Source organism: Pseudonocardia sp. P-1 (genome assembly GCF_058111925.1).
The window spans coordinates 17,635-43,605 of sequence record NZ_JBYJZH010000002.1; the positions used below are offsets into that span (position 1 = coordinate 17,635).

General features: G+C 71.3%; 28 protein-coding genes and 1 pseudogene. 10 read left to right on the forward strand and 19 right to left on the reverse strand.

Annotation, left to right across the window (positions count from 1 at the left end; all coding sequences use genetic code 11):
• Positions 1-84 precede the first annotated feature (84 nt).
• Positions 85-603: a hypothetical protein gene (locus AC0GKK_RS26780; protein WP_489884091.1), complete on the forward strand. Its 519-nt coding sequence runs from the start codon at positions 85-87 to the stop codon at positions 601-603.
• Positions 604-622: 19 nt separating this feature from the next.
• On the opposite strand, the gene AC0GKK_RS26785 is transcribed toward AC0GKK_RS26780, so the two are convergent.
• From AC0GKK_RS26785 to AC0GKK_RS26860, 16 genes and pseudogenes are all read right to left on the reverse strand, one after another.
• On the reverse strand, positions 623-1,249 hold the full coding sequence (locus tag AC0GKK_RS26785; protein WP_489884092.1) for a GNAT family N-acetyltransferase: 627 nt from the start codon (positions 1,247-1,249) through the stop codon (positions 623-625).
• A complete protein-coding gene (locus tag AC0GKK_RS26790) occupies positions 1,249-2,010 on the reverse strand; it encodes a lasso peptide biosynthesis B2 protein (protein WP_489884093.1) in 762 nt (253 codons plus the stop codon). Before AC0GKK_RS26790 ends, AC0GKK_RS26785 begins: the two co-directional genes overlap by 1 nt.
• A complete protein-coding gene (locus AC0GKK_RS26795; protein WP_489884094.1) occupies positions 2,010-3,812 on the reverse strand; it encodes an albusnodin/ikarugamycin family macrolactam cyclase in 1,803 nt (600 codons plus the stop codon). The genes AC0GKK_RS26790 and AC0GKK_RS26795 overlap by 1 nt, the downstream gene beginning before the upstream one ends.
• 97 nt (positions 3,813-3,909) lie before the next feature.
• Positions 3,910-4,017: an albusnodin family lasso peptide gene (locus AC0GKK_RS26800; protein WP_489884095.1), complete on the reverse strand. Its 108-nt coding sequence runs from the start codon at positions 4,015-4,017 to the stop codon at positions 3,910-3,912.
• 540 nt (positions 4,018-4,557) lie between these two features.
• The gene (locus tag AC0GKK_RS26805; protein ID WP_489884096.1) at positions 4,558-4,962 is read right to left on the reverse strand and encodes a single-stranded DNA-binding protein; all 405 of its coding nucleotides are present in this window, start codon (positions 4,960-4,962) and stop codon (positions 4,558-4,560) included.
• A gap of 257 nt (positions 4,963-5,219) precedes the next feature.
• On the reverse strand, positions 5,220-5,405 hold the full coding sequence (locus tag AC0GKK_RS26810; RefSeq protein ID WP_489884097.1) for a hypothetical protein: 186 nt from the start codon (positions 5,403-5,405) through the stop codon (positions 5,220-5,222).
• 108 nt (positions 5,406-5,513) lie between these two features.
• A complete protein-coding gene (locus tag AC0GKK_RS26815) occupies positions 5,514-5,984 on the reverse strand; it encodes a hypothetical protein (RefSeq protein WP_489884098.1) in 471 nt (156 codons plus the stop codon).
• 75 nt (positions 5,985-6,059) lie between these two features.
• A complete protein-coding gene (locus tag AC0GKK_RS26820) occupies positions 6,060-6,506 on the reverse strand; it encodes a hypothetical protein (protein WP_489884099.1) in 447 nt (148 codons plus the stop codon).
• Positions 6,507-6,987: 481 nt separating this feature from the next.
• Positions 6,988-8,157 carry a DUF932 domain-containing protein gene (locus AC0GKK_RS26825; RefSeq protein ID WP_489884100.1) on the reverse strand — a complete coding sequence of 390 codons (1,170 nt, stop codon included), beginning with the start codon at positions 8,155-8,157 and terminating at the stop codon, positions 6,988-6,990.
• 334 nt (positions 8,158-8,491) lie between these two features.
• A complete protein-coding gene (locus AC0GKK_RS26830) occupies positions 8,492-9,463 on the reverse strand; it encodes a tetrahydrofolate dehydrogenase/cyclohydrolase catalytic domain-containing protein (RefSeq protein WP_337826769.1) in 972 nt (323 codons plus the stop codon).
• A 50-nt stretch (positions 9,464-9,513) separates the two neighbouring features.
• The gene (locus AC0GKK_RS26835; protein ID WP_337826768.1) at positions 9,514-10,038 is read right to left on the reverse strand and encodes a hypothetical protein; all 525 of its coding nucleotides are present in this window, start codon (positions 10,036-10,038) and stop codon (positions 9,514-9,516) included.
• A 32-nt stretch (positions 10,039-10,070) separates the two neighbouring features.
• The gene (locus tag AC0GKK_RS26840) at positions 10,071-10,691 is read right to left on the reverse strand and encodes an amidase family protein (RefSeq protein ID WP_489884167.1); all 621 of its coding nucleotides are present in this window, start codon (positions 10,689-10,691) and stop codon (positions 10,071-10,073) included.
• A 27-nt stretch (positions 10,692-10,718) separates the two neighbouring features.
• Positions 10,719-10,985, reverse strand: a pseudogene (locus tag AC0GKK_RS26845) (amidase family protein); the annotation flags it as partial.
• Between the two features lie 290 nt (positions 10,986-11,275).
• Positions 11,276-12,154, reverse strand: coding sequence for a DUF5753 domain-containing protein (locus AC0GKK_RS26850; protein ID WP_281010718.1), 879 nt, complete (start codon positions 12,152-12,154; stop codon positions 11,276-11,278).
• A 19-nt stretch (positions 12,155-12,173) separates the two neighbouring features.
• Positions 12,174-12,755: a DUF6879 family protein gene (locus AC0GKK_RS26855; RefSeq protein WP_281010717.1), complete on the reverse strand. Its 582-nt coding sequence runs from the start codon at positions 12,753-12,755 to the stop codon at positions 12,174-12,176.
• On the reverse strand, positions 12,752-12,970 hold the full coding sequence (locus tag AC0GKK_RS26860) for a hypothetical protein (protein WP_489884101.1): 219 nt from the start codon (positions 12,968-12,970) through the stop codon (positions 12,752-12,754). The genes AC0GKK_RS26855 and AC0GKK_RS26860 overlap by 4 nt, the downstream gene beginning before the upstream one ends.
• Before the next feature lie 702 nt (positions 12,971-13,672).
• Here AC0GKK_RS26860 and AC0GKK_RS26865 point away from each other — a divergent pair.
• The 8 genes from AC0GKK_RS26865 to AC0GKK_RS26900 all read left to right on the forward strand — a co-directional run bounded on the left by AC0GKK_RS26865 (position 13,673) and on the right by AC0GKK_RS26900 (position 20,479).
• Positions 13,673-14,683 carry a hypothetical protein gene (locus AC0GKK_RS26865; RefSeq protein WP_489884102.1) on the forward strand — a complete coding sequence of 337 codons (1,011 nt, stop codon included), beginning with the start codon at positions 13,673-13,675 and terminating at the stop codon, positions 14,681-14,683.
• 341 nt (positions 14,684-15,024) lie between these two features.
• Complete coding sequence (locus AC0GKK_RS26870) at positions 15,025-16,794, forward strand: type IV secretory system conjugative DNA transfer family protein (RefSeq protein ID WP_337826765.1); 1,770 nt, start codon at positions 15,025-15,027, stop codon at positions 16,792-16,794.
• Between the two features lie 154 nt (positions 16,795-16,948).
• Positions 16,949-17,764, forward strand: a complete 816-nt coding sequence (locus tag AC0GKK_RS26875; RefSeq protein WP_489884103.1) for a hypothetical protein — start codon at positions 16,949-16,951, stop codon at positions 17,762-17,764.
• A 239-nt stretch (positions 17,765-18,003) separates the two neighbouring features.
• Positions 18,004-18,900 (forward strand): hypothetical protein, encoded by an 897-nt coding sequence (locus AC0GKK_RS26880; protein WP_281010710.1) that lies wholly within the window; start codon positions 18,004-18,006, stop codon positions 18,898-18,900.
• Between the two features lie 217 nt (positions 18,901-19,117).
• A complete protein-coding gene (locus AC0GKK_RS26885) occupies positions 19,118-19,393 on the forward strand; it encodes a hypothetical protein (protein ID WP_337826760.1) in 276 nt (91 codons plus the stop codon).
• Positions 19,390-19,572 (forward strand): hypothetical protein, encoded by a 183-nt coding sequence (locus tag AC0GKK_RS26890; RefSeq protein ID WP_281010708.1) that lies wholly within the window; start codon positions 19,390-19,392, stop codon positions 19,570-19,572. The genes AC0GKK_RS26885 and AC0GKK_RS26890 overlap by 4 nt, the downstream gene beginning before the upstream one ends.
• Before the next feature lie 219 nt (positions 19,573-19,791).
• A complete protein-coding gene (locus tag AC0GKK_RS26895) occupies positions 19,792-20,049 on the forward strand; it encodes a hypothetical protein (protein WP_281010707.1) in 258 nt (85 codons plus the stop codon).
• 19 nt (positions 20,050-20,068) lie between these two features.
• On the forward strand, positions 20,069-20,479 hold the full coding sequence (locus AC0GKK_RS26900) for a Clp protease N-terminal domain-containing protein (RefSeq protein WP_281010705.1): 411 nt from the start codon (positions 20,069-20,071) through the stop codon (positions 20,477-20,479).
• Positions 20,480-20,972: 493 nt separating this feature from the next.
• Here AC0GKK_RS26900 and AC0GKK_RS26905 read toward each other — a convergent pair whose 3' ends face one another.
• From AC0GKK_RS26905 to AC0GKK_RS26915, 3 genes are all read right to left on the reverse strand, one after another.
• The gene (locus tag AC0GKK_RS26905) at positions 20,973-22,397 is read right to left on the reverse strand and encodes a hypothetical protein (RefSeq protein WP_489884104.1); all 1,425 of its coding nucleotides are present in this window, start codon (positions 22,395-22,397) and stop codon (positions 20,973-20,975) included.
• A gap of 133 nt (positions 22,398-22,530) precedes the next feature.
• Positions 22,531-22,890, reverse strand: coding sequence for a hypothetical protein (locus tag AC0GKK_RS26910; protein WP_075313129.1), 360 nt, complete (start codon positions 22,888-22,890; stop codon positions 22,531-22,533).
• A gap of 362 nt (positions 22,891-23,252) precedes the next feature.
• Positions 23,253-23,624, reverse strand: a complete 372-nt coding sequence (locus AC0GKK_RS26915) for a hypothetical protein (RefSeq protein WP_489884105.1) — start codon at positions 23,622-23,624, stop codon at positions 23,253-23,255.
• 812 nt (positions 23,625-24,436) lie between these two features.
• Between AC0GKK_RS26915 and AC0GKK_RS26920 the strand changes: the two genes are divergently transcribed.
• A complete protein-coding gene (locus AC0GKK_RS26920) occupies positions 24,437-25,762 on the forward strand; it encodes a site-specific integrase (RefSeq protein ID WP_489884106.1) in 1,326 nt (441 codons plus the stop codon).
• Positions 25,763-25,971: the final 209 nt, after the last annotated feature.

Below are 25,971 nucleotides of genomic sequence, written 5' to 3' on the forward strand. Positions count from 1 at the left end.
GCAGCCCACCGGAGATCCCGGCTGCGGAGCGACCCCACTGGGGTGTTCGTGGCCGCGACCTGTGCTCGGTGCGCGACACTGCCGATGTTCGACGCGATCGGGGAGGGGAGAAGCGCCATCGACGCGATGACGGCCTGGGCCAGCCCGGGGCTGCTCGCCACCGAGGACGCTCCAGACTCCGTGGTCGCCTACGTGACCGTCACGTTCTCCGTGACGGTCCAGACCAGCGATCTGCACCCGGCGGCCGAACCGGTCGACGCGATCACCTCGGCGCTGCTCGGGCGCGGGTTCGCGATGCTGACCGCCATGGGCCCCGACGTCCTGCGAGCGTCGCCGGTCGTGCCGGGGTGGACCGGTGTGATCACCGGCGACGACCGGCTCAGCCTCGGTGCACCGGGCGAGCAGTTCTACGACGGCGACCTCGGGGCCGCTGTCCCCGCCCGGTGGCACGCCACCGCGCTGTCTCGCGGCTGGTTGGTCGTACTCGTCGCCACCCGGCTGGATCTGCACCGCGACGACCGTGCCGAGCAGGCCCACAGCGCCCTGCACGACGGTCGGCTCCTCGCCGGGCAGGTCCCGCTACGGGGCTCACCGGCCCGGTAGCGGGCTCCTGCGGCCCCGGTCAGCCGGTGGCGAGATGGGCGTCGGCGACGACGTCCATGAGCAGCTCGTCGGCCTCGGCGCCGCGCCAGTACCCGGCACGGCGCAGTCGCCCGGCGTGGGCGAACCCGGCCTTCTCGTAAGCGGCGATCGCGCCGAGGTTTGGCTCGAGGACCTTGAGCCACACCGAGCGCAGCGCCGAGATGGTGAAGGCGTAGTCCAGGGTCAGCCGGGTCGCCTCGGGCGCCAGGTTGCGGCCGCGGCCGTCCTCGCCGAGCAGGATGATGAACTCCGCGGTGCGCACGTAGTGATCGATGCGCAGCGCGCTGGTCCCGACCGGCACCGGCCCACCGTCGCGGGTGAGGTCGTAGATGGTGAACCGCGGGATGGTGCCCATGCTGCGGGCCTGGGCGTCGTAGCCGGCCAGGCGGGCTTCGAGGGACTCCGGGGTCTGGCGGCCCATGCCGGCGATGACGGCGGGCTCGTTCTCCCACTGCCAGTACAGCTCGGCCAGCTCACGGGTGAACGGGCCCAGCCCGGTGCGCTCGCCCCGCATCCACAGCGGCGCGGCCGCGCCGGTGGAGTCGTTCTGCACGGCCCCCTCGGTGTCGGGGGTGGTGGTGTGGTCGTTGGAGGTCGTCAGCGTCATTAGGTGTCTCCTCTCGCCGCCCGGCCACAGGTGCGCGAGGGCACGGTGGCAGGCTCGGGCAGCTGGATCAGCGGTGTGAAGCGCAGCGTGGAAGTGGGCTCGCCGACGGGGCAGCCGTCGAGACTGAGCCAGGCGTGCAGCCTGATCGGATCCGCGGCGATCCCGTGGCACCACCCAGCTCGCCGGCCGGTGAGGGCCAGGGCGAGCATCGCCGCGACGGTTTCCTCCAAGCACGCTGTCCGGAACGGAGACACACCTCCGATGACGCGCACACAGTCTAGGACCGCCACGGCGTCGACGTCGCGTACCGGGCGTCGTGCCACCAGGGCGGCGATACGGACCAGGCGCACGAGCCGGGAGAACGCGTGCGTTCGGCGCCCGGCCGCGCGCACGAGCAGCACCGTCGCCAATGCGCACGCCGCGACCGGCGCCCACGCCGGCGCCAGCGGGCCGCGTTCCGGGAGTGCGCCGGGCGCTTCCTGGGTGCCCCAGCTGGGGCCGGTCGCCGGAAGCACCACGACCGGTGCGACCGCCGTCCCCGACCGGGCCGGTCGCAGGAACCCCACGCCCGACAGGCTGACGGCCAGCGCCTCTCCCTCGGTACCGGGCATCCAGGTGCCGGTGGCGTCGAGGGCGAGGAACGCCTCCCGCTGGGCACCGAGCAGGGCGCGCACAGCGCCGGTGCGCTCGTGCAGCAGCACGACGGTGTGGCCGAGATCCGCAGCGTGGACCGCGGACGGACGAACGAACAGCGTGGTCATCAGCAGACCTCCCATCGGGAACAGGTCGAGACCCTCGGTGGCGGATCCTCGGCAGTTGAGGCCCATCGGGCGGCCGCGGGCCACCGGCTGAGGGCGCGTAGCCACACCTCGGTGGCCAGCACGGGGTTGAGCTGGTGGAACCCGATGCCCGGGGCGCCGGCGGCAGCGCGGGCGAGCAGTGTCCGGTAGCGGGCAGGGTCGATCAGGCGGCGGGCAGCCAGTTCGCCGTCGACGAGCGCGGTGAGGGCCCCGAGGTGGGTGCGCAGTCCTCGGTACTGGTCGGGGGTGAAGTCGCCCTTGGTCCGCCGTGTCGTCACCGTGTCTGGCAGCAACCCGGTCATAGCGCTCCGTAGCAGCGGCTTGTAGTCGCCAGGCCCGGCGCGACGCGGTCCCGGCGTCGCGAGCGCGGCGTCGACCACGCAGGGGTCGGTGAACGGGTTGTGCAGGCTGATGCCGTGGAACTGTTCGGTGATCTGCGCGTCGGCGCGGGCGGTGCGGGCCACGACCTGCATCGCCGCGCTGGTCCGCGCCGCTTCCCCCGGCTCACCGCGGGTGGCGGCCGCGCGGGCCTGGGTGAGCAGCGGCCAGACCGCCGTACGCCGCAGCCGGGCCCAGCCCAGTGCGTGACGCAGCAGCTGGGCCTGGGCGCGCGATGTTCTTGTGGCGGCGAGGTCGGGCAGGTATCCGGGCTGTGGGCCGAGCAGGGTGTCGCCGCCGTCGCCGGTCACCAGGTCGCCGACGCCGAGGGCGGCGAGCAGACTGAGTTCGGCGTCGAATCGGGCGATCGCGATCGTCGAGGGCGCCGGCTCATCGGTCGCCGGGACCAGGTCGCCCATCTGCCCGTAGGGCAGGTGCCGGTCGTCGAGCGGGCAGAGCAGGTGTGTCAGCGACCGGGTCCGCCCGGCCAGCCCGATGCGGGCGTAGTCGACTGCGGCGCGGGCGTAGTCGAGATCGCCACCCGCGGTGACCCCGGCCGGGTGCACCGTGACCGCCAGAACGGTGCCGGGCACGTCCTCGCCGCGAGCGCCGCGATGCTGAGCCAGCAGCATCGCCAGCGACGTCGAGTCCATCCCACCGGAGCAGTCCGCCGCCACCGCGGCGCCGGTCGAGCCGGGACCGTCGGCGACCCCGGCGACCGCGTCCTGCAACGCCTCCCGAAGCTGGTCAGCCGGCCGGTCGGGCACGGCGCCGGTGGCGGTGAGCGGGGAGATCGTGATTCCCGCCGCGGAGATGGTCAGCCGTACGCCGGGTGACACCGTGGCGATCCCGGCGAACGCGGACCGGTTCCCGGCCCCGTGGTCGACCACGGGATCACCGCCGTGTCCGGGGTGTAGGTGCTCGTGCAGCCACGTGTCGTCGACGCCCGACCCGGTCAGGGCGGCCAACGCCAGTGAACTCGACCCCCACAGCGCAGCACCGTCGGCGGTGGTCGTGGTGTAGATCGGCTGGACCCAGCCAGGATCGGTGAGCACCACCGTGGCGTGTGCGGTGATCTCGACGACGGTGTAGGCGCCGGCCAACGCGGTGACCGCGGAGTCGGGCACACCACCGCGCACCCATCGGTTCACCAGGTCGACGTCACAGCGGGCGCGGCCCAGGATCGCCACCGTCCGGTCGGAGCCCTGCACGATCGTGACCTGCGAAGCGGGCCATGCCCCGAACAGCCACGCGGTAGCGATGTCATTGGCGAGCGCGCGGCCACCGGCCGGGTATCCGACCTCGGTGGCCCCGGGGCCGGTACCGCTGGTACCGGAAGGGCCGCGGCCTCCGAACCATCGAACGCTCATCATCTGGCCTTCCATCTCGGGTTCTGCGGGGGCACCCCGGATGGGGTGCGGTGACGACGAGGGCCCGGTGAACGACAGTGCGTTCACCGGGCCCTCGCGCCTCTCGCCTGGATCAGGCGTAGACGTAGCGCTTGTCTTCCGACGTGCCGGAACCACCGCCCTCGGTCAGGGCCGCGGCGTCACCCAGCTCGACCATCTCGGCCTCGTTGTGCTGCGACATGCAAGATCACCTCCTTCCAGATGTGCTCGTGGTGGGCGCATCGACCGGTCCCCGGCCGAGCGCGGTCTTCCCCGGCCTCTATCGGCCGGGTCGGGGCTCCCACCGCCGGTCGCGGTGGGGACGTGACTCGCCCGCGCCCGGGGGCCGCCGCGGCATCGGTGGGGAAGGCGGACCCCGGGCGCAGAGTCATCACGTCCCCACCTCGGCTGGCGGTGGCAGCTTCGACCGCGTGCCCGGCAGCAGCGATAAGAGGCGAGCGCGCGAACCCGCCGCGGATGGCGCATCGGCTCATCGCCGACATCCGGGCGATGTGTAGTGCGTGGGCCGCCGGTGTGTCGACGCCGCCGTATCGGCGCGGCATCGGCTCCCAGCGGTGCGGGCGCGCGATCTCTCAGACTGGTCGAGCTGAGCGGGCTCGGTCGATGCTGACGGTGGCGACAGCTCACTCGGGCCCCGTCTCCGGCTCTTGGGTGACCGGGCCGGACCCGGGCGAGCGGGGCCCGCGTGACGGGGGCGGCGCCGCCCCCGTTAGCCGCCAGGTCAGGGGTTGATGACCTCGGGCGCGGTGGTCGCCGCCGCCGGGCGCTTGTGCTTGTGGACCGTGACGGTCGCGTAGCTGAGATCGGCGGCGACGATCTCGGCTCGCAGCGTGGTCCGGACGACCCGCCGGGTCTCCCCGCGCGGGGTGTAGGAGTCGTCGGTGAGGCGGCCGACGACGGTCACCCGGGTCCCGGTCTGCAGCGAGTCGTAGCAGTTCTCGGCGAGCTGGCCGAAGGCGACGATCTGCTGCCACACGGTCGGTGCGTCGCCCCACTCGCCGGTGTGCGGGTCGCGCTCGCGGTGGTTGATGCCCAGGGAGAAGCTCAGGATCGAGGTGCCGTTGGCCTTGCCGTGCTTGAGCTCCTGGATCTGGCCGATGTTCCCGGTCAGGGTGATCTCGTTCATGGGGTGCCTCCCGGCGTGGTCGGTGCTGGTTGGTGACGCGGCTCCGCCTCAGCACGGCGCGGTGCGGCCCCGTAGGGGGCGGCGGGGGTTGGCTGCTGGCCCGAGCGGGTGGGAACCCGCGAAGCGGGTCCGAGCCCAGCGAGGCGGTGTCCCACCCGGTCGGTGTCGGCGGGCGTCCATCGCCGCGCACCGCGCCCCGCTGTGCTGACCTCCGGGCGTCTCCACACCCGGGCTCCGACCCCGCGCGCAGGCATCTTTCAGATCCGGACGCCTGGCCGGCGCTCAGTACCGCGGGCAACGCCCAGCAGCGAGTCGGGTGTGGTGAACCAGGCGCGCGCGACGTCGGTGGCGTCGTGGTGGGCAACCAGCCGGACGTCATCGGGACCAACGGGCGGGACATCCGCGATACAGAGGTCCTGGTTGCGGTGCTCGGTCACGGTCATGTGTCAGTCCTCCGGTCGGGTCTGTGGGCGTGGCGCTGTGACGGGACGCGTGGGTGTGGTCAGGGCCTGGGCCGGGTGGGGGTCTGACCGCCCCCCGGCCAGGTGAGGTCAGCTCAGGACCCGTGCGCGGTCGGCGAGGCCCTGGACCCGTGCGCTGATCAGGACCGAGTGGTAGGCGGTCACGGCGTCGTAGAGGGTGCGGCCGTCGTCCTGGGCGTTCTGCGCGGCGCGCGCGGCGTCGGTTACCAGGTCCGGCAGAGCCGGCTCGATCAGGAGGTGGAGGATCGAGTCGGCCAGGAGCCCCTCGTGGTCGGCGAGTACGTGCAGGGGGATCCCGGCGCGGTGCAGCGCGGCACCGATCAGGCACATCGGCCGGTGTCCGTCGGCGGAGACGTAGCGGCACGAGGGCACGACGTGCTCGCCGTCGGCTTCGGCGAGCAGCGGGTGCTGGTCGGCAGGGTCGATGTAGGCGTCGGCGTCGGTGTCGATGTCGGGGTAGGTCCAGTTCGGGCCGCGGTCAGCGACCACGGTGTGCAGTGCGGCGGTGAACTCGTCCTCGGTGATGGCGAATGTGGGCATGGCGAAGTACCCCTCTCGGGTAGTCGGCGGTGGCGTGACGAGGCGAGGCCCGAGCGTTGTCGGCCTCGCCGGTGATCAGCGGTGGAGCAGGTTGCGGTGGTAGCGGGCCAGGACCTCGATCACCGGGTCGAGGTGGTCGACGTCGAAGACCGGCCGGACACTGCGGGCCAGGGCGTCCTCGCCGAGCGAGTCGGGGTAGCAGACCCCCACGGTGACCTCGTCGCCGGTGAGATCGCAGTCGATGCCCTGCTCCTCGGCCCACCGGTCGGGACACACCGGGTGGACCGAGTGCAGGGCGACCGAGAGCCCCGCAGTCCCTGCGCGCGACGCCCACCGGTCAGTGAGCCAGCGCATCTCGACCGCGCCGTCGTCGTCGGAGACGACCAGCCGGGTCCAGTGGGGATCCGGCATGACGCGGACCTGCAGCCCACCGATCCGGGTCGGGCACTCCCGGAGCCGCTCGAGGCTCAACACCTCGTCGACGCTGCCGCCGCGGCGGGTGTTCGTGCTGGTGCTCGTCATGGCGGTCCTCCACGGGGTCGGGTGAGGCTCGGGGCGGGAACGCGGCTCTGCCTCAGCACGGCGGCGGTGGGGCCCGCAGGGGCGGCGGGGGTTCGGTCTGGCCCGGGCGGTGTGAGACCGCGACCGGGACCACGACCCGGCTGGAACAGGCGCAACCTGCACGCTGCCCGTCCTGCCGGCGGGTCCGTGATGCGCTCGGCGTGATGCCGCATACCGGTGCACCCAGCCGGCACCGGGCTGACCAGCACCGCCAAGGGAGCGAGATGTTCTGGCGGTCTCACCCGGGCGGGTCGGACGGGTTCATCGCCGCGTCCCCACCGCTGGTGTGCTGACCTGCGGGCGATCCAGCCATCGAGCCTCACCCTGACCCGTGATCAGCCGCAGCAGCAGGTCGGCCCACAGGCACCGGGGCGGAGCGCCGGAGTGCGCCCCGCCCTGTCGCCGGGCCTCAGCCCAGCGCAGCGGCCAAGGTGTCGGCCGCTCAGCTCCCGGTGGTCGCGAAGGCGGCGGAGAGCCGCATTGCTTCGATACCGCGGGCCTCGACCTCGTAGGCCTCGTCGACGTCGTCGATGGTCTGGGCCGCGGCGGTGACCGCGTGGAGAACCCCGCCCGAGGTCGGGGCCCCGCCCCGGATGAAGTGGGTCAGGATCGAGTTCTGGGCGGCGGTGGAGAACCTCAGCTTCCGGCTGACGTGCTCGATGGTCTGCTGGGGGCGGGTGACCTCGACCCCGGCGTCGGCCTCGATCTCGGCGATCCGCTCTGCGACCCAGCTGGGGTCGAGGAACTTGCCCACGGCGTCGCGGGTCATGTTCTTCGCCAGGGCCAGGCTGGCTGCCTGGGTGTCGGCCGACCAGTCGATCTGGCCGTGCTCGAGACGCCCGCCGGCGTGGACCTCGTCGATGGCGTGGCGGGTCAGGGTCATGCCGTTGTTGCAGATCTGGACGGTGAGCTGGGGGATGAGGCGGAACTTGCCCTGCCCGGTCTCGGAGTTGGTCAGGACGAACCCGGCGAACACTGTCGGGTTGTCGGAGCCACGGTCCCCGGAGAACGGGGAGGTGTAGCCACGCAGCAAGGCCGGTGCCATCGCCGCGACCGCGGTGGAGCGGATCTTGACGTACATGCGGGACTCAGACAGGTCCGCCGAGACGATGTCGACGGGGTGGTCGGCCTCCCGGATCCCGTCCAGGCAGGTCATCAGCACGTCGAGGTTCTCGATGGGGCGGTAGCGGTCCGACAGCAGTGCCCGCATCACCCCGTGCCGGCTGTCACCGTCGGTCAGGCCGCGCACCAGGAACCGGCGATCGGGCCGGTGGGTGAGCCAGCCGTTGACGTTGTCGTCGTAGAGGTCGATGTTCTGCTCGCGGGTCCGCCGCAGGTAGGCGGCCGGGATGCCGAGCTTGTCGGCGATGCCGTTGTCGGCGGTACGGGTCGGTGCGAGGGTCAGGTCACCGGTGGTGACCCCGTCCATCGACAGCTCGCTCCTGCCGGCGCCGTGCACGAGCATCTGCCCGCCCTGGGCAGCCAGGGCGGACGCGGCGACGACGTGGTCGGTCTTGGCTGCCTGCTGGGTGCGCAGCAGCTCGACCATGCTGCTCAGGTCGGCGTTGCGGGTGGTCAGCGCAACGGCGTTCTGGTCGGTGATCTGCTCCATGACAGGGGTTCCGTTCTCTCGGGCGTACGCACCGGCCCCTGGGGAAGCGGGGCCGGTGCGGTCCCGACCGCTGCGGTGGGACGTGACTCGCCCGCACCCCGCGGTTCGGCGCGGCGGGGCTGCGCGCTCGCCCGATCGGCGTGACACCACCCGAGCACACGACCGGAAGCCGACGTGGCGACCGTGGTGTCACCCGTGTCGGGTGCGGCAGGCGCGGCATCGTCGGGCAAGCCGGGCCGCGGGGTGCAGAGTCACCACGGCCCATCCGGCTGCGGTCGTGGCCTCCCCGGACCCTGCGCTCACCGGCAGCTCATCCCAGGTGGCGCAGCTGTCGCTAGTCCAGGTCGAAGCCGTTCTCTTCATCGAGTTCATAGGCCTCGTCGATGGCGTCGCCGAGCTCGTGTGCCTGGAACTGTCCGTTCTGGATCTCGTGGTGGAGCTGTAGCTGATGGTCGACGTCTGTGTGCACGGTCGTGAGCGTTCGGTGCTGTGTGTCGAGGCCGTGGAAGTGCCACGAGTCGAGGCCGGGGGCGGCGGCTTGCTGGACCAGACGTTCTGAGAGGACGGCCATCTCGACCGGTCCGATCCCCCCGGGGACGGGGGTGAGGTTTCGCGGCAGTAGGGCCGCGTCGGGGTGGAGGTCGCCGCGGGGGCCTGCTGGGTGCGGGGTGAATCCGGAGTCGACGACCAGGCGATGCCCGGGGTGGATGTGGTCGGGGGTGAGCAGCCAGGGGCTGCCGGTGGTGGAGAGGACGACGTCGGCGTCGCGGAGCCGTCGCAGGTCGTCGCCTACCTCGAGGAGCATTGGGTCGTGGCCGCCCTGGTGGAGGAGCGCGACGACGCCGGAGCCGACGAAGCCACTGCTGCCGACCACTGCGATTCGGGCGTCGGCCAGGTAGGGCTCGGCGATGCGCGCGACGCCGGCCGCGGTTGCGCATGCTGTGCGGGGCGCGAAGACACCGAGCGAGTCGATGTCCTTGGCAGGGTCGATCTCGTCGAGCAGCGCGAGCACAGGCCGAGGTGGCGGGGCCTGGACGATGATCGCGGCGACGAGGGGGTCGTCGTTGGCGCGGTGGATGAGTTCAGAGATCTCGCTGTCGCCGATGGTGTCGGGCACGACGACGAGCTCTGGCGTGACGCCGAGCGCGGTGAAGGTGCGCACCTTCTGTTCGGCCGAGATGCGGGACGCCTCCATTCGTGTGGCCCAGAGTGGGGCGTCGGTCGTTGACTCGAATCGCACGACCATCACCCTGACGCCGTGTTCCTGCAGTGTCGCGGCGTAGGCGTCGCGGTAGGTGTCGCGCACCTCGCTGAGGATGGCGCGGCCCGGGACCTCGCGGGTCTGGGATGTGCCGGTCATCCCTGGGGCGTGCCGGTGTCGGCGCTGTCCTGCCGGGGCCGGGGGATGTCCCACGGCATCGCGGCGAGGACCTCCTCGACCGGGCGCAGTCGGAGCTCGCCGAGCAGTCGGTCGGAGTCGTCGTAGTTGAGCCGAATGACCTTGTCCCAGCCCGGGGCGGTGTAGCGGTCGAGTGTCCAGTGCAGGCCGACGCGGGTCAATAAGTCCGGGCCAGTGGGGTCGACGCTGGAGAACTGGCCGTGGTGGACGAGCCAGGTGATCGTGCTCGGATCGACGCTGCGCGGCACGAGCTGGGCGTACGCGTTGTTCGCGGCGCCGGCGATGTCGGACAGGATGTAGTGGCTGCGGGGCTGGCCACGGAGCTCGCTGAGCACGACGGTCAGCAGGAGGCGATCGGCCGCGGCCGGGTCACGGGCGCCGCGCAGCCGCGCCAGGCATGACGTTGTCGACCCGTAGCGGTGCGTCCAGCTCAGGATCGCGTCGCTGGCCAGTGTCAGGCCGTGGGTGTGGGCCGAGGTCATGGTGTTCATCATCGTTCACGGCTCCGGGTTCGTCATGGCCTGCTGAGTGGGGGAGCGATCGGGGCCGCGGGTATGTGGGCGTCGAGTAGTCGCAGCAGCAGCTCGTCTGCGCGGGGACGGGCGATGATCTGCAGGCCGACCGGGCAGCCGTCGGTAGTGAATCCGGCCGGCACACTGGCTGCGGGGTGCCCGGAGAGATTGATGCCCCACGTGAGCGCGACGCTGAGGTGGTCGCCGGGGCCGTCGTGGCCGTGTGCTCGTCCGGGGGTTGTGGGTGTCAGCAGCAGGTCGGCGCTCTGGAAGAGCGCGGCGAGCCGGGTGTTGTGGTCGCGTCGCGATCGCTGAGCGTGGCGGAGTTCGGCTGCGCTCGACGAGGTGCTGCGCAGCGTCGTCCAGGCGCGCTCGGGGTCGGTGAGGGTGACCCCGGGTCGGGACAGGGTCAGGCCGGCGCGGGCGCACACGGCCTGGGCTGCTCGTTCAGCGATCCCGGCCACCTCGGGGTCGAGGTGTGGACCGGCGTAGCCGAGGGTGGCCGACCATGCTGCGGTCGTCAGAGGGCTCGGTGATGTCCCTACCTGGGGGGACCAGTCGGGGAGCACGGTTGCGGCCCAGTGCTGCAGGAGGGTCGGGTCGCGGACCAGCACGCCGGGCACGGCGAGCCCTGTCGGGTCGGAGGTGGGGGCACGGCCGGTGGTGGGCTTGAAGCCGATCACGTGGCACCACGCGGCCGGGATGCGGACGGATCCGGCTCCATCACTTCCGCAGGACAGAGGGACGATTCCGGCAGCCACCGCCGCGGCGGCGCCGGCGGACGACCCGCCGGGGGACAGGTCCGGTCGCCACGGATTACGGGTCGGGCCGCGATCGGTGTGACCCCAGGTTTGGTGGCGGGTTCCGGGTCCGGGCACCGTAGTGGTGCCGATCGCTACTGCGCCCGCGTGGATCATGCGTTGAGCAGCGGGGTGATGCAGCCCCCGGCGGCCTTTCACGGTGATCGGCAGGCCGGCTAGGCCAGGAGCGTCCTGAGGGGACGCTGGGGTGCTGCCGCCGGGTAGGCGTCCGATCTCGAGGAATGCGCGCAGTGTCGGGTCGGCGCGACGGGCATGCTCGAGAGCAGCGTCGACAGCCGAGTTCAGGCCATGGCCGGGGTCGGATGTGAGGTGGTCCGCAGTGCGGGTGTCGTTGATCGAGGCTGTGCCCTCCTCAGTTGCACGGGCAGAGCCCGTTGCTGACCGTTCTACTCGGCTGGGTGGCCGGTGCTGTTGAAGATCTGGGCGTAGGAGTCGTCGGCCAGCTGGCGGACCAGCTGCCGGGACTGCCCGGGATCGAGTGCTGCGTCGCGGTAGATGCGGTGCCGGCGCCGGTAGCACTCCACTCTGGTGGGGTCGTCCTCGCGGTACTCGCTGGCCTCGAGCTCGACGACGACAGTGGCCGGAGTGTCCTGCCCGGTGAACTCGAACAGGTCGAAGCTCGCCCCGTATCTGCTGGGCATGTCGGTGTCGGTGGGGATGATGCGAAGCGAGACTGTCGGGAAGTCGGCGACCTCGGCGAGGCGGCGGAGCTGTTCGGCCAACACTGCCGGGCCGCCGAGACGGTGTCGCAGAACGGCCTCGGTGATGACGACATCGAAGTTCGTCGTGGGCTGGTAGAGCAGTTCCTGGCGGGCGACGCGGGCCATCACGGCGGCATCGGCATCCTCGGCATCGAGACCGACGACCTCGCGCATCAGGAAGTTGGCGTAGCGGGCGGTCTGCAAGAGTCCGGGGATCATGGCGTTCTGGAACACCCGGATCTGGGTGGCGGTACGCTCCAGCTCGTCGTATCGCGCCTGGTGGGCACGCCATCCGGCCGTATGCAACGTGGTCCAGTCGACCATTCCGCCGGCTTCGGCGGCGAGGCTGAGCAGCGAGTCGAGGTCCGCGCCGGTCGCATCGACGGTGTGTTCGGCCCAGGACCGGATGAGGTCTTCGTCGAGACGTCGGGTCTGACCTGTCTCGAGTTTCGAGACGGTGGCCTGGGAGATACCGAGCAGCAGGCCGAGCTCGGTACCGGTGAGCCCGGCAGCCTTCCGGCGCGCGCGCAGGCGCGAACCGAGCTGTGACTTGGCCTTCTGCAACCAGGGACTCCTTCGGGGACTACCGGCTCAGTGACGGGACGGTGAGGGCGGGCGGTGCGGGTACCGGTGTGGTGCGCTGGCGGGGCACGGTGTCGAGTGCGTAGCGCCCGGCCGGCACCGTCGTGGCCAGGTCGATCAGGAGCTGGCGGATCTGGACGAACGGCGCGACGTCTTCGACAGGCTCGGCTCCGAGGAACCGCCCCTCGTCGTCGAAATGTTGGACGAATGCCGTCGTGTCGTCGAAGAGCCAGAAGTCGGGGACCTCAGACCAGGCTGGGTCGAGCTGTTCGCGGTCGATGACCTCGATGTCCTCGCCGGCGGCGATGTTGTCGGGGTAGGCGGCGAACTCGAAGCGGGTGTAGTCGGTGACGGGTCGGCCAACGACCCGCACGCGTCCGATCTGCGCTCCGCGGGTTCGGGCGTCCTCGACGATGCGGATCCAGCCGTTGTTGTCCCGGGTCTTGCGCGGCAGTGTGCCCTCGCGCAGGAACGCCTGGATGCGTTCCTGCTCTCCGTCGACGGTGTAGACGTCGCGTCCCTCGTAGCGCCAGGCGTAGTCGGTGAACCGGTCGTACATCCGCCCGAGCTCCTCTGCGCTCATGCGACTGCCTCCTGGTCGAGTTCGACGAGGTTCTCGTGGCTGGGGGCGTTGATCGTGTTGAGCACGATCGGATCGGTGACTTGCCTGCCCCGCACGAGCACGCGGTCATCGCCGGCGGGGCTGACGGTCCAGGGCCAGTCGGGCTGCCCGGTGGCGTGGGCGTGTCGGCGGAGCAGCTCGTTCGGGACCACGACCGCGTCGGTGTCACCGCTCACTGCGTCTCCCTGCACGACGATCGTTCCCCGGTCTGTGGCGTAGGTGTTCGGGCAGTTCCCGCCCTCGCAGCCCATGTCCGCGATCCTGCGCATTCCGCCTCCGCGTGCCTCATGACGAATATTCCACGAGCACCGACGAGCGTAGCGGCCGACCCCCACCCGCGAAACGTCCAACGAGGAGCCAATCGGCGCGGTTACGCCGGAGTAACCACACACCACGCTAGAGAATATTCGTAATATTCGCTAGCGTTGAGGTGCCTCGGCGGGTGTTGCAGCACCCGCCGAGGCGTGGATCGCACGACCTGACTTCGACTCGAGGGGTACGACCCATGTCCAGGATCGCAGTGTCCTTCCCGCCCCGTCCCGGGCCCCTGGCCGCTGGAGGCGGTGCGTTCGTCCAGATGACGGCCGTCGACGGTCTCGAGCACGAGATCGGGCCGGACGACCACAGCTCGGGCCTCGGCAGGGGGTGCTACCGGGCGATGTGCGGCGCGGTGATCGCGCCGGCGTCGCTGACCGCGTCGCCGGGAGCTGTGTGCCGTGTGTGCGCGGTGGAGGCCGTGCCGCATCCGGAGACCGTTGAGACGGACAGCCGCAGAGCTCGTCGCTCGACGGCAATCTGGCTACGTGGTCTGCGGGCCCGTGCCGCCCGGCTGACCTCGATGGTATGGGCCGGGGGCGTGGATGTCGCAGCGTAGGTCCGTGCAGTCCTTGCGGGAGCGGGCCGCTCAGCTCGCCGCCGAGGCGGAGCACTCGGCCCAGATCCGTGCGCTGTCGGTGCATCCCGATGTGGTCGCGTTGCAGGTTGAGCGGGTTCGCCGGACGGTGAACCGGTTGATGTGGAGCGGCATCGTGCTCGGGATGGCGTTCTGCATGACCAACGTGCAGGAGTTCGGGGCGGAGGGGACAGCGCGGTGGTCCCCGGGCTGGTGGGCAGCGTGGCTTCTCGATCCGATGGTGTCGCTGGTGTTGATCGCGGTGGTGCTTGCGGAGCAGACGACGTCGCGGTGGCAGCTGTCGACACTGGTCTGGGCTCGTCGCGCTCGCTGGGCGACGCTGGGCGCGACGTATGCGATGAACACCTGGAAGGCGTGGGGAGCGCTGGATCCGGGGCTGATTTTGCTGCACTCGGTTCCGCCGCTGGTCGTGTTCGTCGCGACCGAGGCTGCGCCGGAGATCCGGGACCGTCTCACCGAGGCGGTCAAGGCCGCTGCGGCGGACTCGGGGCGGGGGCCGGCGACAGTTGCTGAGGCCGCTGCCGCGATAGGCATCGCAGGAGCTCAGCCCACAGCCGCCGACCCCACCGAGCTGCAGGCTGTGTCCGCACCGGGTGGCGCTGACGGTGAGCCGCAGATTCGTCCCGCGGACGGTACGGACGTCGTGGGCCGTTGGGACCGTGAGGAGCTCCTGAGCGCGGCCCCGGCGGTTCGGGTCGAACAGGTCAAGGACCTGATACGTGGGGGCCTGGTTCCGTCGGTGGAGCTCACCGGCTCTCAGGTCGGCGCCATCTTCGGGCAGTCGGCGCGCACTGGGCGCCGCGATATCGAGGAAGCCGAACGACAGCTGGGTACGGCACAGAACTTGGGTGCCACCGATCGGCAGCGGCGTGGAGGCCTGACTGCCGCTCCGGAGCACGACATCGCCTCAGACGGTCCTGGTGTGTTGGTCGTCGTGGGGGCGGAGCGCTCTACGCCGGTGGGGGTGAGCGCATGACTTCTGCCGAGTTGCACGGCGTGTTCCCCGCCCCCGAGGACTCGTCGACGTTCGAGCCCCAACAGAGTCGGGCGACCGATCCGGATCCACTCCGCGACTCCGCCTCGTCCCGCCCTCCGATGCCGTCAGGGCCGACCGCCGCTGCGTGGAGATCCGTGCGGTGGGCGGTGAGCCGGGTGTGGTGGTGGGTGCTGCTACCGCTGGTGCGGTCGGTCGTGGCCTCTGCGGTGTGGGCTGGGCTCGGGCAGCGCTCGGCCGCGGTCCTGTCCCGAGGAGTGATTCAGGTGGGCGCCGGGTGTTCCCTGTCGTTGGGGATGGTGTTGCTGTGTGGGCCGGCGGTCGTGGCGATCGTGGTCGGCGCCGTCGTCACGGGCGGCGCCGCGCTGCTGGTGTGGCGCCGGGTCATGCCCGTTGTGGTGCCGGCGGCAGGCCTGGTGTTGGGGGCAGGCCTGCTGCTTTTTCCCGGGACGCTGGTGACAGTCACCGGGCTCGTCCTGACGGCGTGCGGCGGCGCGGTGCTGGCGATCCCGATCGGGAGGGCGGCCTATGCCCACACCGAGAGGTCCCGGGTCCGGACCGGTTATGGAGTCGACGGGTGGGCCGGGTGGTGGGATCTGCATCGGCACCTGTCCCTGCATGCGGTTCGCCTGGTCGCCGCGGTGACCAGGCCCAGTGTGACCGCGGAGGTCAGCTGTGACGGGTCTGGGGGCGGCTTGGTCCCCGGGTTGGTGGAGCGCCTACCGGCCCGGCGGTGTGGGACCTGGCTGGGTCGTTCGGTGGTCGGGCCGGTGATCGGTACCGACTGTTATGCATCGCATCGGGATGTGGTTGGTCTGGTGGCTCCGCCGCAGACCGGGAAGACGGCGTTGATGGGCCATCACATCCTCGACCACGACGGCCCGCTGCTGGCCACCTCGACCAAACCCGACCTGTACACCTACTGCGGCGGGAAACGGGCTCAGCAGGGCCCGGTGTGGTTGTTCAACCCCGAGCAGCTCGGCGATCTGAGGTCCTCGGTGTGGTGGTCTCCGGTGTCGGGGTGCGCGGACGCGCAGGTGGCTGCGGTGCGGGCTGGGTTGCTGGTCGGTGGTGTGTCGACAAGCGAGGACGGCGGTGATCGCTGGGATCAGTGGTCGGTCAGTGTGCTCACCGCCTTGCTGATGGCCGCGGACCTGTCCGGCGCGGATATGGCCACGGTTGCCCGGTGGGTGTTCTCCCCGACCAGTGACGCGCGCAGTGGTGGAGCCGGCGAGGCTCTGCAGATCCTGGGCCGGAATCCCGGCAGGCGCGTTCCGGAGGGGACGCTGGATGCTCTGCGTCAGGTTCTGGCGACCGATGCCCGCAAGACCCGCGATTCGATCTTCATGACCTTGTCCGAAGCGGTGAAGTTCATGACCGATCCGCAGGTTGCTGCTCTGGTCACCGGTGACGCGGGCGGCCAGGAGCTCGATGTCGAGCAGCTCGTTGCTGGTCGCGGATCGTTGTTCGTGGTCGGGTCGGACCGCGAGCATGCCTCGATCGCGCCGCTGTTGGCGGCGATGACGGGCCATCTTTTCGAGACGGCCAAACGGGTCGCCTCGTCGCGGCCGAAGGGGCGTCTGGATCCGCCGCTGGGGTTGTTCCTCGACGAAGCTGCGTTGATCACACCGGTGCCGCTGGACCGCTGGGTGGCCGACGCCGGTGGCCGTGGGATCCACATCGAGTGGGCGGTGCAGTCACCGTCCCAGCTCGCTCAGCGTTGGGGCACCAAGGGTGGCGAGACGATCTGGAACGCCACCAACGCCAAGGTCATTTTCGGGGGGCTGTCGCTGCGTGAGGACTTGGAGAAGGCCTCGGTGTTGTGTGGGGACAGGCACGAGCCGCTGTACACCGGCGGGGGCGAGGAGCGCTACGAGAAGGTGCGGGTGTGCCCGGTCGACCGGGTGCGCACGATCCCGCAGTGGCACGCGCTGCTGATCCATCGCGCGACCCCCGCGACCGTGGTGCGAGTCAGTCCGGTGTGGGAGCGGTCTGACCTGTGCCCGCCGCCTGCGATCATCACCTGGACGCCCGGTGTGACGCGCGGTGGGGTTCCTGCCGCCGCGCAGGCGGTGGGTCCGGTGGCCGCGTAGATCTGGCTGGTCCAGCGCACCTGCGCCGGACCAGCCACTGTCGCCGTGTCGTTGAGACGAGGGGAGACCGGTCACTGTGACCAGCGATGGGCCGGGACCGCCGCAGGGCGAGGATCGATCTGCTCCTGGGGGGCGTCGGCCGTGGGCGGTCGTCGTGGGGGAGCAGCTGCGCCAGGTGCAGCGCGAGCTCGACGCCACGGCCCGGCAGGGTGATGAGACCGCCGGTCACGTCGCCGAGATCGCCGACATTCTCGGTCGCATGAGCCCCCGGCTTGACGACGTCGAACAAGGGGTTGCCGCCCTCGGTGGCGCGGTCGAGGCCGCCGTTGCGGGGGCGGGTGCCGGGGACGCGGAGGACGAGGCGCTGTCGCTGACCCCGGCGCTGCGCTGGTCGCAGCTGGATCGCACCGCCAAGCACGCCGCGTGGGACGCCCTGGGAGGATTCGTCTCCGAGGTGCTCAACGACGACTACCAACTGTCGCGGCTGGAGCTACCCGACTGCTGGCCGGTGCACCCGCGCGCGGTGCGTGAGCTCGCGTGGCTACGCACCCTCTACATCTCCTCCAGCGCCCCCGGAACCCGCCCGGAGCTGGTAGCCGAGTGGCACGTGCGCTGGCTCCCGGCCGCGATCACCAACCTCGCAGTGGCCATCGACGGGCGCGAGTGCGCCCCGGGCAAGCACCGCGTGACCGAGGAAGAACCCCGCCGCTACGACGACGCCGTCCAGGAGGCCGGCTCCGCCGGCCAGCATCCGCCGGCACTGACCTCCGAGCGGAGTGTCGATCGCCCCCGGTACTTCCCCGCCCAGTTCCCGCCGCTGCGGGGTCACGATCCCAGCTACGGCGCGCGCCAGGCTCGGGTGGCGCTGCTCGACGCGGAGACGCCGGCACCGCCGAGTCGCCCAGAGCACTGGCGGGAGTACTTCCTCGACGCCCGTATGGCCGACATCGGGGACGGGACCGGCGCCTGACGCATCCGGCCGGCTGATCCGATAGTCAGCTCGCCACGACCGTCGCCCGTTACGGGCGGGTCGATGTGCTCTGCATCGGTGTGACCTGACGCCGACGGGCCGGTTCGCAGCCTTACGGCTGCCTGACGATCTGTCGGAAGGGTGCACCACCGCACCTTCGGCGGCGTCTCATCGCAACCCGCTCCGACCTGTACGCCGGCTCCCCGTCGCCGTGCCTGTTCGCTCCAGAAGAATCCAATATGTCCGAGATCCTCGCGAAGATGGCCGACTCCACCGCACGGCAGCTCGAGGAGCGCGCCGCGAAGGCCACCGACCCCGTGAAGCGGGACAAGTTGCTCGCTAAAGCTGCGAAGCAGCGGCTGGAAGCCGAGGGATACCGGCGGCCGAGGAGATCGGCACCGACTCCGCCGCGGGCACTGCGGCCGGGCCCGATGCAGGGCACCGGTGCGCCGCTGCCCGCACCAGGCCCCGGTCCGGGGGCTCCCCCAGCTGGGATGAACCCCATGGACGCGCCGACGCATCAGCTCCGGCCAGTGCAGCGGGGTGTGGGCCCTGCTGTGCCGCCCTCGCCGCAGCATGGCTTCATCCCGGCGCAGGGCGCCCCGTTGCCTGAGCCGGCCCAGCCGGGCACGGCCCCGATGCCGCGCGCCAAGAAAATCGGGATCGGCGTCGTCGCAGTGTTCGCGCTGATCGGTGCTGCGTCGGTGTTCGGGAACGGGGACGCCGCGCAGGACGGATTCGACGCGGCGACCGCTCCGCCCGCACCGTCGGCAGCCGCTCCGGCTGCCGCTCCGGTGGCGTCCGGGCCGGACCCGGCGGACGTGCGAGCGTGCCAGCGGGCCGGTGAGGTAATGGAGGCTTGGGCCCCAGCGGCGCAGGGCCTGTCCACCGGTGAGACGGACCTGCCCGAGCTGGCGCGGGAAACTCGCACGGCGATGGACGGCATGTCCGAGGTGCCGATCATCGCGAACGACCCGGGGGTGACTGCGGCGTCGCGCGTGTTGACGGGGCAACACGAGATGATCGCGGCCGCTGCCGGTCGCGGTGACCTGTCGAACCTGGCGACACTGGCTGGTGACGGCGCCGGGATGGTGGACGACCTGGTGAGCGCCTGCCGGTCGGCCGCGAGCGCCTGAAGCTAGCTCTGCTGGGCGGCCATACGGCTCCGGCCCCTGGCAACCTGGGCGGCCCGTTCCGCGTTCCGGGGCGAGCTCGGGCGACCGGGCCGCATCCCCCCGGGGTGGACCCGGCCGCCGGGTGCGGCTCGGCGCGGGGGTCGACCGGACACCGCACCCCGGCCGGATGCCCAGTGGCGGCCCGGCTACTCGCTGCGCCACGATCGGGGATGTGGACTTGACGCCTCTCCAGCGGGTGACGCTGCACCGCCTCGTCGACAGCGGGCAGGGCCCGGGGTCGCAGCCCCGGACCGCATTGCGGTGGCTGCGCCGCTACGGACTCGTCGACGCGGACGGCTTCCCCACCGACGAGGGGCGGGCGTACCTGGCGGAGCTGCACCAGCAGCGGCGACGTCGGATGGATCGGCACGAGGCGGAGGATCGGCGGCGCCGCGAGGACCCAGCGTGGAGGATGCGGGACGCGATCCGGCGGTGGAAGGCCGGCGAGCGTTGAGCGGTGACGGGTCGTCCGCGGAGGAGCTGACCGACGCGGCGGTGTCGCGGATCCAGGCGGTGTACGACTCGGCGGTGCTGAAGCGCATCACCGCGTCCCGTGCCCGAACCCGGGCCGCACAACTGGAGCAGGAGGCCGCGCCGGAGGGCACGCGCCCGGTGGTCTACGCGAGTAAGTGACTCGATATCGCTAGTTGCTCCGATTGGAGGTATCGGCCCGTTTATCCGATTCCGTAGCTTAGCGGGTCCGCGCGGACACCCACTGCTACGACGGATCGGAAGATCATGCGAGCACGACTCAAGTCCGCGTCCCGCGCTGCCCTCGCGGTATTCGCCACCCTCGCCCTCTCAATCGGGACAGCGCTTGCTCTGGCAACACCGGCACACGCCACATAGGAGGTGCCGTGCACCTCGACCACGTCATTCGCCCTGTCGACACCGTTCGACAACTTCGGTACGACCTGCTTCGACGGCGGCGGCCCCGTCAACAGCGTGGTGTCGGTGTCCCTCGGCGCGAACGGCTTCAACGCGGGCCCGAGCAGCGGGAACCTGTACCTCATCGACGGCTCGAGTATCCCGTTCTCGAACGGCGACATCGTCAATTTCCCACAGATCATCGACGTCACCGGTGTCCAGGTGTTGCTCCGGGTCCGCTGACCGGGCGCACACTGAGGTGATGGAACGCGTAGACCTGACTCCGCTGCTGCGGGTGCCGGATGCCTGCCCGGTGTGCGGCGGGCCGGTGCAGTCCGAGCCGGTGTCCGTCGCTGGGCGAACCGAACCGATCGGGACCCGCTGGTCGTGCCTGAACGGCTGCGATCCGCGGGACGCACCGGACGCGGAGGAGATCGTGAAGCCCGTCGAGCTTCCGCCGACACCTCGGCTCCAGGCCGTGCTCCATCGTGCAGCTCGGCTCGCTCACGATCAGGGCCTCAACGCGCTCACGGTCGAGCACGTCGTTCTCGCCGCGCTGGAGGACGAGCGTTCGGTGCCGGCGCAGGTCTTTGGTCAGCGCGCCGACTCGGCGGTCCTGCGGGCCGACCTGGAGCGGGTGATGCGATCACCGGAGTACCGCGCCAATCTGTAGGCCGTCCGTCCCGGTCACACATCCCGGGACGGCCGCACGGCCCGCCCCCGTTACTGCCGGGGGCGGGCCGTCGTCGTCTGGGGCGGCGCGGTCAGTCGTGGTCAGCACCGCAGGTTGTAGAGCGACCAGCTGGTTTCCTGGCTCTGGGTCGGGTTCCCGTTGGAGATGCAGCAATACTTCGAGGTGTCGGGCGCTCCCCGGTAGGCCGCGATCGCCGCGTCACATGCTCCTCTGTTCTTGTAGGGCGCGACGTAGCTCCAGGTTGGGGACTGGGCAGGGGCGATGGGAGCTGCGGCGGCGACCCCGGCACCGACCGAGGTCAGTGTGGCGGCCCCGAGTGCGAGGCCGATCATCGTGGATCTGAGAACCCGCATGGTCCTACTCCTCCTGCTTGGTGATCTTGGACCTGACGGAGGCTAGGAGCACTCTCTCGGGACCCCTACCGAACTCGACTCGAAGCCCGGAGGGGGCCTGCTGCGGCGGCACGGCCAGTTCATCGGATCCGCCTGGTCCTCGTCCCAGACCGGTGCGGGACTCCCTGTGTACGGCTCGACGGGAGATCGCGGGCCTCGCGCAGCTCGCGGAGGTGCTCGCTGAGCGCTTCCCTGGCGGCCATCCGGGCCCCTCGTCCCGCCGGCCGGTCCCGCAGAACCGGCGACAGCGGCGCAGGAGGGGTGGGCCCGTTGCCGGTGCTCGCGCGCATCCGGCCGATCTGTACGGCGCGGATCTCGCCGAGGCGTCCCTGCCAGGGGCGCAGGCGGGCGCCGATGACCCGCAGGGGATCCCGGGCACCGGTGGTGACCGGTCCACGCGGTCGGTCGGGATGGTCGGGGTGGTGTTCGAGTGCGTGGCGCAGCCCAGCGACGGTCGCGCCGGCCTCCCACCACGGCTTGAGCAGCGACCGGGCACGCCAGATGTCGATCGTGCCCTGTTGTCGGCCTCCTAGGCCGAGAAGCGTGAGCAGGGTGAGGGTGGCCCGGTTCCTTGCACCGGGGGTGTCGGGGACGTTGTAGGGATGCCACTTGCTTGCTTTGGTGAGGCTAGACCGTCTGCCGCCCGACAAGGGCTTAAGACTCACGTAAGAAGTGGGGAGGTCGCCACTTTCATCCACAGTGGTCTGAGCTGGGTGTTCGTGTGCGTGGTCGGTCGGGGTGGTGAGCTGGGGGAGGGGGCTGTGGGTGACCAGGGCGTAGGTCGGTGTGCGGCCGGTGTCGGTGCCGAGGAACTCGGCGCTGGCCCCGGCTTCGACGACAACGAGCAAGCCGCGGTCGCGGGCCCAGGCCAGGACGCGGGACACGGTGCGGGCGGCGCGGCCGCCGGCGGCGCCGAGGCGGTCGGTGGTGAGCCCGGTGATCAGGCCGGTGTCCCAGTCCATGTGGCAGACCAGGCGGCGCAGGATCGCCGACCAGCTCGCGCGCTTGTCCGAGCGCCACTCCTCGTCGTCGACGAGGCGGGCGATGTAGCCGAGGGCCTCGGGCTGGGAGGTCAGCACCCGCCACTCGCGGTCGATGAAGTTGCGCCACCCGGGGTGCGGGGTGAACCCGCGGGCGTGTCGGGCGCGGGCGCGGGTGACACCGCGGGCGCGCGCTCGGGCGGTGGGCGGCAGAGCGCGGCTCGGGCGCCCGGGACCGCTGGATGAGCCTGAGGTCGAGCGCGCGGCGCGGCCGCGCGGCGCGCGACGAGGTGCGGCAGTGCGGCGGATGCCGAAGTCGCCGGCGGGCGGTTGCGCGCCGAGGGGGAGCTGGTGGAGCAGGCAGAGGTCGGAGGTGGGGCCGGAGGCCAGGGTGAACGCGCCGTGCTCGTAGCAGCAGATGCAGAACCCGGTCTCCGCCGCTGGTGAGCGGCGGTTTTCCGGGCACGACGAATTCGCCCCGTGTCTAAGGTGGTTGGCTCCCGGCCCAGGATGTATCCTGGACACGCGAAAGCGCCCCTTCTTCGCAGGTGGGGTAACGGCCCCGGTTCGCCGGGGCTACGGCATCAGGCGGGTGCAGGTCCGGCTGACGCGAGAACGATCCGAGGCGGTCTCCTGGCAGGGAGACCGTCTCGTTCTTTTAGGAGGCCTTGGTCAGGGGCTGCTCCGGGCGGTTGTACTGAACCGGGATCTGGCCCGGAATCTCGTTGCGGTAGCGCAGGCCCAGGTGGATCAGTGAGCCGGCGACGAGCGAGATGCTGCGGTCGCGTTCCCGGGCGATCTCGCGGACGACCTGGTCGTCGGTGAGGGGGATCCGGGCGGTGAAGTCTGTCGACTCGCTGGTGGGGACACGAAGAGGCAACTCGTCTGGGAGCTCGTCGACGTGCTGGAGCCCGATGTTGATGAGCTTCGCGGCAGTCTCGGAGACGTACCAGCCGAGGTTGGTGGCCAGCGTCTTGAGCGCAAGATCGTCGGCCAGCAGTACCCGTGGAAGAACCACTGCACGCGGGCCCTTCGACGGGCGCCCTGTTGGTCTTCTCGCCATGGCGGTGATCCTGCCCGGTTTTCTGAAACCAGAACAGCGCGACACGCCCGCCATCTTTCAGAAATTCTGACACCGGACCGGTGCAACATCAGGGCAGTGCGTCGGCCCTGGGGTGAGCGCCGCAAGCGTCGGCGGCAACGGACCTGTCAGCGCGGTCGCAGGCGTCGCTGGTGAAGGCGGGGTTGCTCGCCGCCTGCACCAGCGGCCGTTGCTACAGCTGCATCACGGCAGCGGCCGGGTGCTCTATCTCGGGTGCCTTCACGCCAGCGGGCGGCATCCCAGGACCGACATCTTGCACGAGTCCTCGAGGGCGGGGGTCAGCCCCTCGGTGTCAGATCCTCACCGCCGAGTCCGACCAGCGTGGCCGGCAGCGGTGGGCGGCCTGCGGGGTCAGCTGCGACAGGGTCGGATGGGTTCCGGCCGTACATCGAGATCCAGGGGGTCCGGTACTGCACCGCGTGTTCGCCGTGGCCGTCGGTGGGGTGCCAGGTCGACACCGAGACCACCAGCGCCCCGCAGCTGCTGCAGGCACCGATCGCGGCCGACATGCGTTCGCCCGGGCGTAGCGGCTCGGCGAGGTGGCTCCACTCGATCGGCTCGAGGTCAGCCGGGTCTGCTCCGCTCGGCGCGATCGGGCCGGAGCCGATCAGGCCGTGGACCTGCGCGCCGGGGTGAGTGCAAGTGCTCATCGGGGTGCTCCTCGTCGTGGTGTCTTTCCCCGAGCCAGGGAGGTCGTTCCCCGGCGTTCCTGGGCGGTCTGGCGGGCAGGCCGCCCGTGGCCGGCTCCCCGGCCCGTGTTGTCGGGATGGGTCCTGCCTTGGTTGTGCTGATGTCCGCACGGTTCTACTTGGCTTCGGGTCGTCGGTGCAGCTCAGGTGCGGCGCCACCACCAGGGGAGTGACGGGTCGGCGGTGGGATTGTTCAGGGTCTTGTCCAGGAACCGGGCGTCGAGCTGGGCGATCTGGCGGCGGAGCGATGCGCGACGATGCCGAGGTAGGGCGTGCAGGGCCTGCTCGAGGACGTCTCGGCTGAACGGGCCGATGAACTGGACCCAGTCGTTGTTCTCTCGCTGGAGCGTGGAACGTGGCTTGAGGGTGACGCGACGCCACGAGAGAAGATCGGTGCGGACGCTGCCCGAGGTGAGCCGTGGTCGGTCGAGTCGGTCGAGCGCCCGGCTGGTCGAGAGCGAGACACCGCGTATCGCAGTCGGGCGCGGCTGACGCTGGTTTCTCGCCCGTACCTGGGCTGGGCGCCTACGCGGCATGGACCTTACGGATCGGAGCCATGCCTCCAGCCTCCCAGGATCCGGCAGTCGGGAGGAAGGTCAGGGGAGTCTGCCCTGTTCAGGGCCGTCTCCCGCGGGCGGATCTGCCTCGTTTCGGTCGTCGTGGGCGGCGCACCTGGTCACTTCCACCTGTGCGGCTGAGACACGCGATAATCTCCCGTTATCTGACCTATCCCGCGGCCACGGGCGCAGGTCCATGTCCAGGGAGGGCCCCGAATGAGCGTGGAGAAGGCCATCGACGCCCACCCGGGCACCGACATGGGCCCCGGTGCGGGCGCCGCGGCCGAGCCCAGGGTCGAGCTCGACACCGCGCTCGACACCGCGGTGCTGCCCGGTGGCGTCGCGGCCGCGTCCGCCCGTGCCGCGTCGCTGGCCGCGCTGGCCGCCCGCGCCGACGCCCACGCCACCGCCGCGCGGGCGCCGCGCACCCGCGCCGCCTACGCGGGGGACTGGGCGCACTTCTCCCGCTGGTGTGCCGCAGCGGGGCTACCGGCGTTGCCGGCGGCGGTGGACACCGTGCGGCTGTACCTGGCCGACCTCGAGGCCACCCGCACCGCGGACGGACAGGCGGTGTTCTCCCCGGCCACGATGGGCCGGCGCCTGGCCGCGATCGCCGCCGCCCACCACGACGCCGGCCACCCGTCCCCGACCCGCGACCCAGCCGTCGGTGCGGTCCTGACCGGTATCAAGCGGTCCCGCGCCCACTCCACCCATCAGATGCGTCCGCTCCTGCTGGACGACCTGCGCACCGTGCTCGCGGACATGGAGTTCGGGACGTGGCCGGCCGGGTTGATCGGCGCCCGCGACGCCGCCGCGCTGCTGATCGGATTCACCGGTGCGCTGCGGCGCAGCGAGCTCGCCGCCCTCACCGTCGCCGACGTGGCTTTCCACCCGGTCGACGGGCTGCACGTGCACATCGCCCGGTCCAAGACCGACCAGACCAGTCGCGGCGCGACCGTGGTGCTGCCCTACGGCGCCCGGGCCGGGACCTGCCCGCCGTGCGCAGTGCTGCGCTGGATGGGGCTGCTCGCCGCCGCCCCGCACGGTCGCCCGGCACTGATGCGCGCGGTCCTGGCCACCCCGTCCTGGCCCGACCTGGGCCACCTGTTCCCGCACCCCGAACCCACCGCCGACAGCGCTGACGACAGCGCTGACGGCGTCGGCGCCTTCTCACCGGTCGACGCCGGCGCGGCGGGGTCTCCCGGGCAGACAGCCCGGTCGTTCCGGGCCCCGGTGCCTGCGCTGGCGGGGCACACACCGCTGCTGCGGGCGATCCGCCGCGGCGGCGCCCTCATCGACACACCGATGACCGGCGACGCCCTGCACGCCATGGTCCGTCGCCGCGCCGACGCCGCAGGCCTGCCGGGCCCGATCGGCTTCCATTCACTGCGCGCCGGGTTCGTCACCACCGCCCGCCGCAACGGCGCCGACCACCGTTCGGTGCGCCGCCAGACCCGCCACACCAGCGACGCCATGATCGAGACCTACGACCGCGACCACGCCCCGCTCGTGGGCAATGCCGTGACCCGGCTGGGCTTGTGAGCACTCGAGTCCGACGGCGAGCTGCTCCACAAGGCGTATCCGCACGGGCCTAGTACTGCAACGGCGTTTTGTCAGGCTGGTGGGCGTTGGCCGCGGCGGCGGTAGTGGCAGGTCCGGGCCTGGTGCTGGCGTCGTCGGCGCCAGGTGGACCAGGCGAGTGTGCTGGCCAGGCAGGCGGCTGGGGTGAGGATGAGGGTGGCGAGCAGACG

Bases quoted from the DNA above. Each gene is read 5' to 3' on its own strand.
- AC0GKK_RS26780 (WP_489884091.1), top strand. From the start codon at position 85: ATGTTCGACGCGATCGGGGAGGGGAGAAGCGCCATCGACGCGATGACG.
- AC0GKK_RS26785 (WP_489884092.1), bottom strand. From the start codon at position 1,249: ATGACGCTGACGACCTCCAACGACCACACCACCACCCCCGACACCGAG.
- AC0GKK_RS26790 (WP_489884093.1), bottom strand. From the start codon at position 2,010: ATGACCACGCTGTTCGTTCGTCCGTCCGCGGTCCACGCTGCGGATCTC.
- AC0GKK_RS26795 (WP_489884094.1), bottom strand. From the start codon at position 3,812: ATGGAAGGCCAGATGATGAGCGTTCGATGGTTCGGAGGCCGCGGCCCT.
- AC0GKK_RS26800 (WP_489884095.1), bottom strand. From the start codon at position 4,017: ATGTCGCAGCACAACGAGGCCGAGATGGTCGAGCTGGGTGACGCCGCG.
- AC0GKK_RS26805 (WP_489884096.1), bottom strand. From the start codon at position 4,962: ATGAACGAGATCACCCTGACCGGGAACATCGGCCAGATCCAGGAGCTC.
- AC0GKK_RS26810 (WP_489884097.1), bottom strand. From the start codon at position 5,405: ATGACCGTGACCGAGCACCGCAACCAGGACCTCTGTATCGCGGATGTC.
- AC0GKK_RS26815 (WP_489884098.1), bottom strand. From the start codon at position 5,984: ATGCCCACATTCGCCATCACCGAGGACGAGTTCACCGCCGCACTGCAC.
- AC0GKK_RS26820 (WP_489884099.1), bottom strand. From the start codon at position 6,506: ATGACGAGCACCAGCACGAACACCCGCCGCGGCGGCAGCGTCGACGAG.
- AC0GKK_RS26825 (WP_489884100.1), bottom strand. From the start codon at position 8,157: ATGGAGCAGATCACCGACCAGAACGCCGTTGCGCTGACCACCCGCAAC.
- AC0GKK_RS26835 (WP_337826768.1), bottom strand. From the start codon at position 10,038: ATGACCTCGGCCCACACCCACGGCCTGACACTGGCCAGCGACGCGATC.
- AC0GKK_RS26855 (WP_281010717.1), bottom strand. From the start codon at position 12,755: ATGAGCGCAGAGGAGCTCGGGCGGATGTACGACCGGTTCACCGACTAC.
- AC0GKK_RS26880 (WP_281010710.1), top strand. From the start codon at position 18,004: ATGTCCGAGATCCTCGCGAAGATGGCCGACTCCACCGCACGGCAGCTC.
- AC0GKK_RS26900 (WP_281010705.1), top strand. From the start codon at position 20,069: ATGGAACGCGTAGACCTGACTCCGCTGCTGCGGGTGCCGGATGCCTGC.
- AC0GKK_RS26915 (WP_489884105.1), bottom strand. From the start codon at position 23,624: ATGAGCACTTGCACTCACCCCGGCGCGCAGGTCCACGGCCTGATCGGC.
- AC0GKK_RS26920 (WP_489884106.1), top strand. From the start codon at position 24,437: ATGAGCGTGGAGAAGGCCATCGACGCCCACCCGGGCACCGACATGGGC.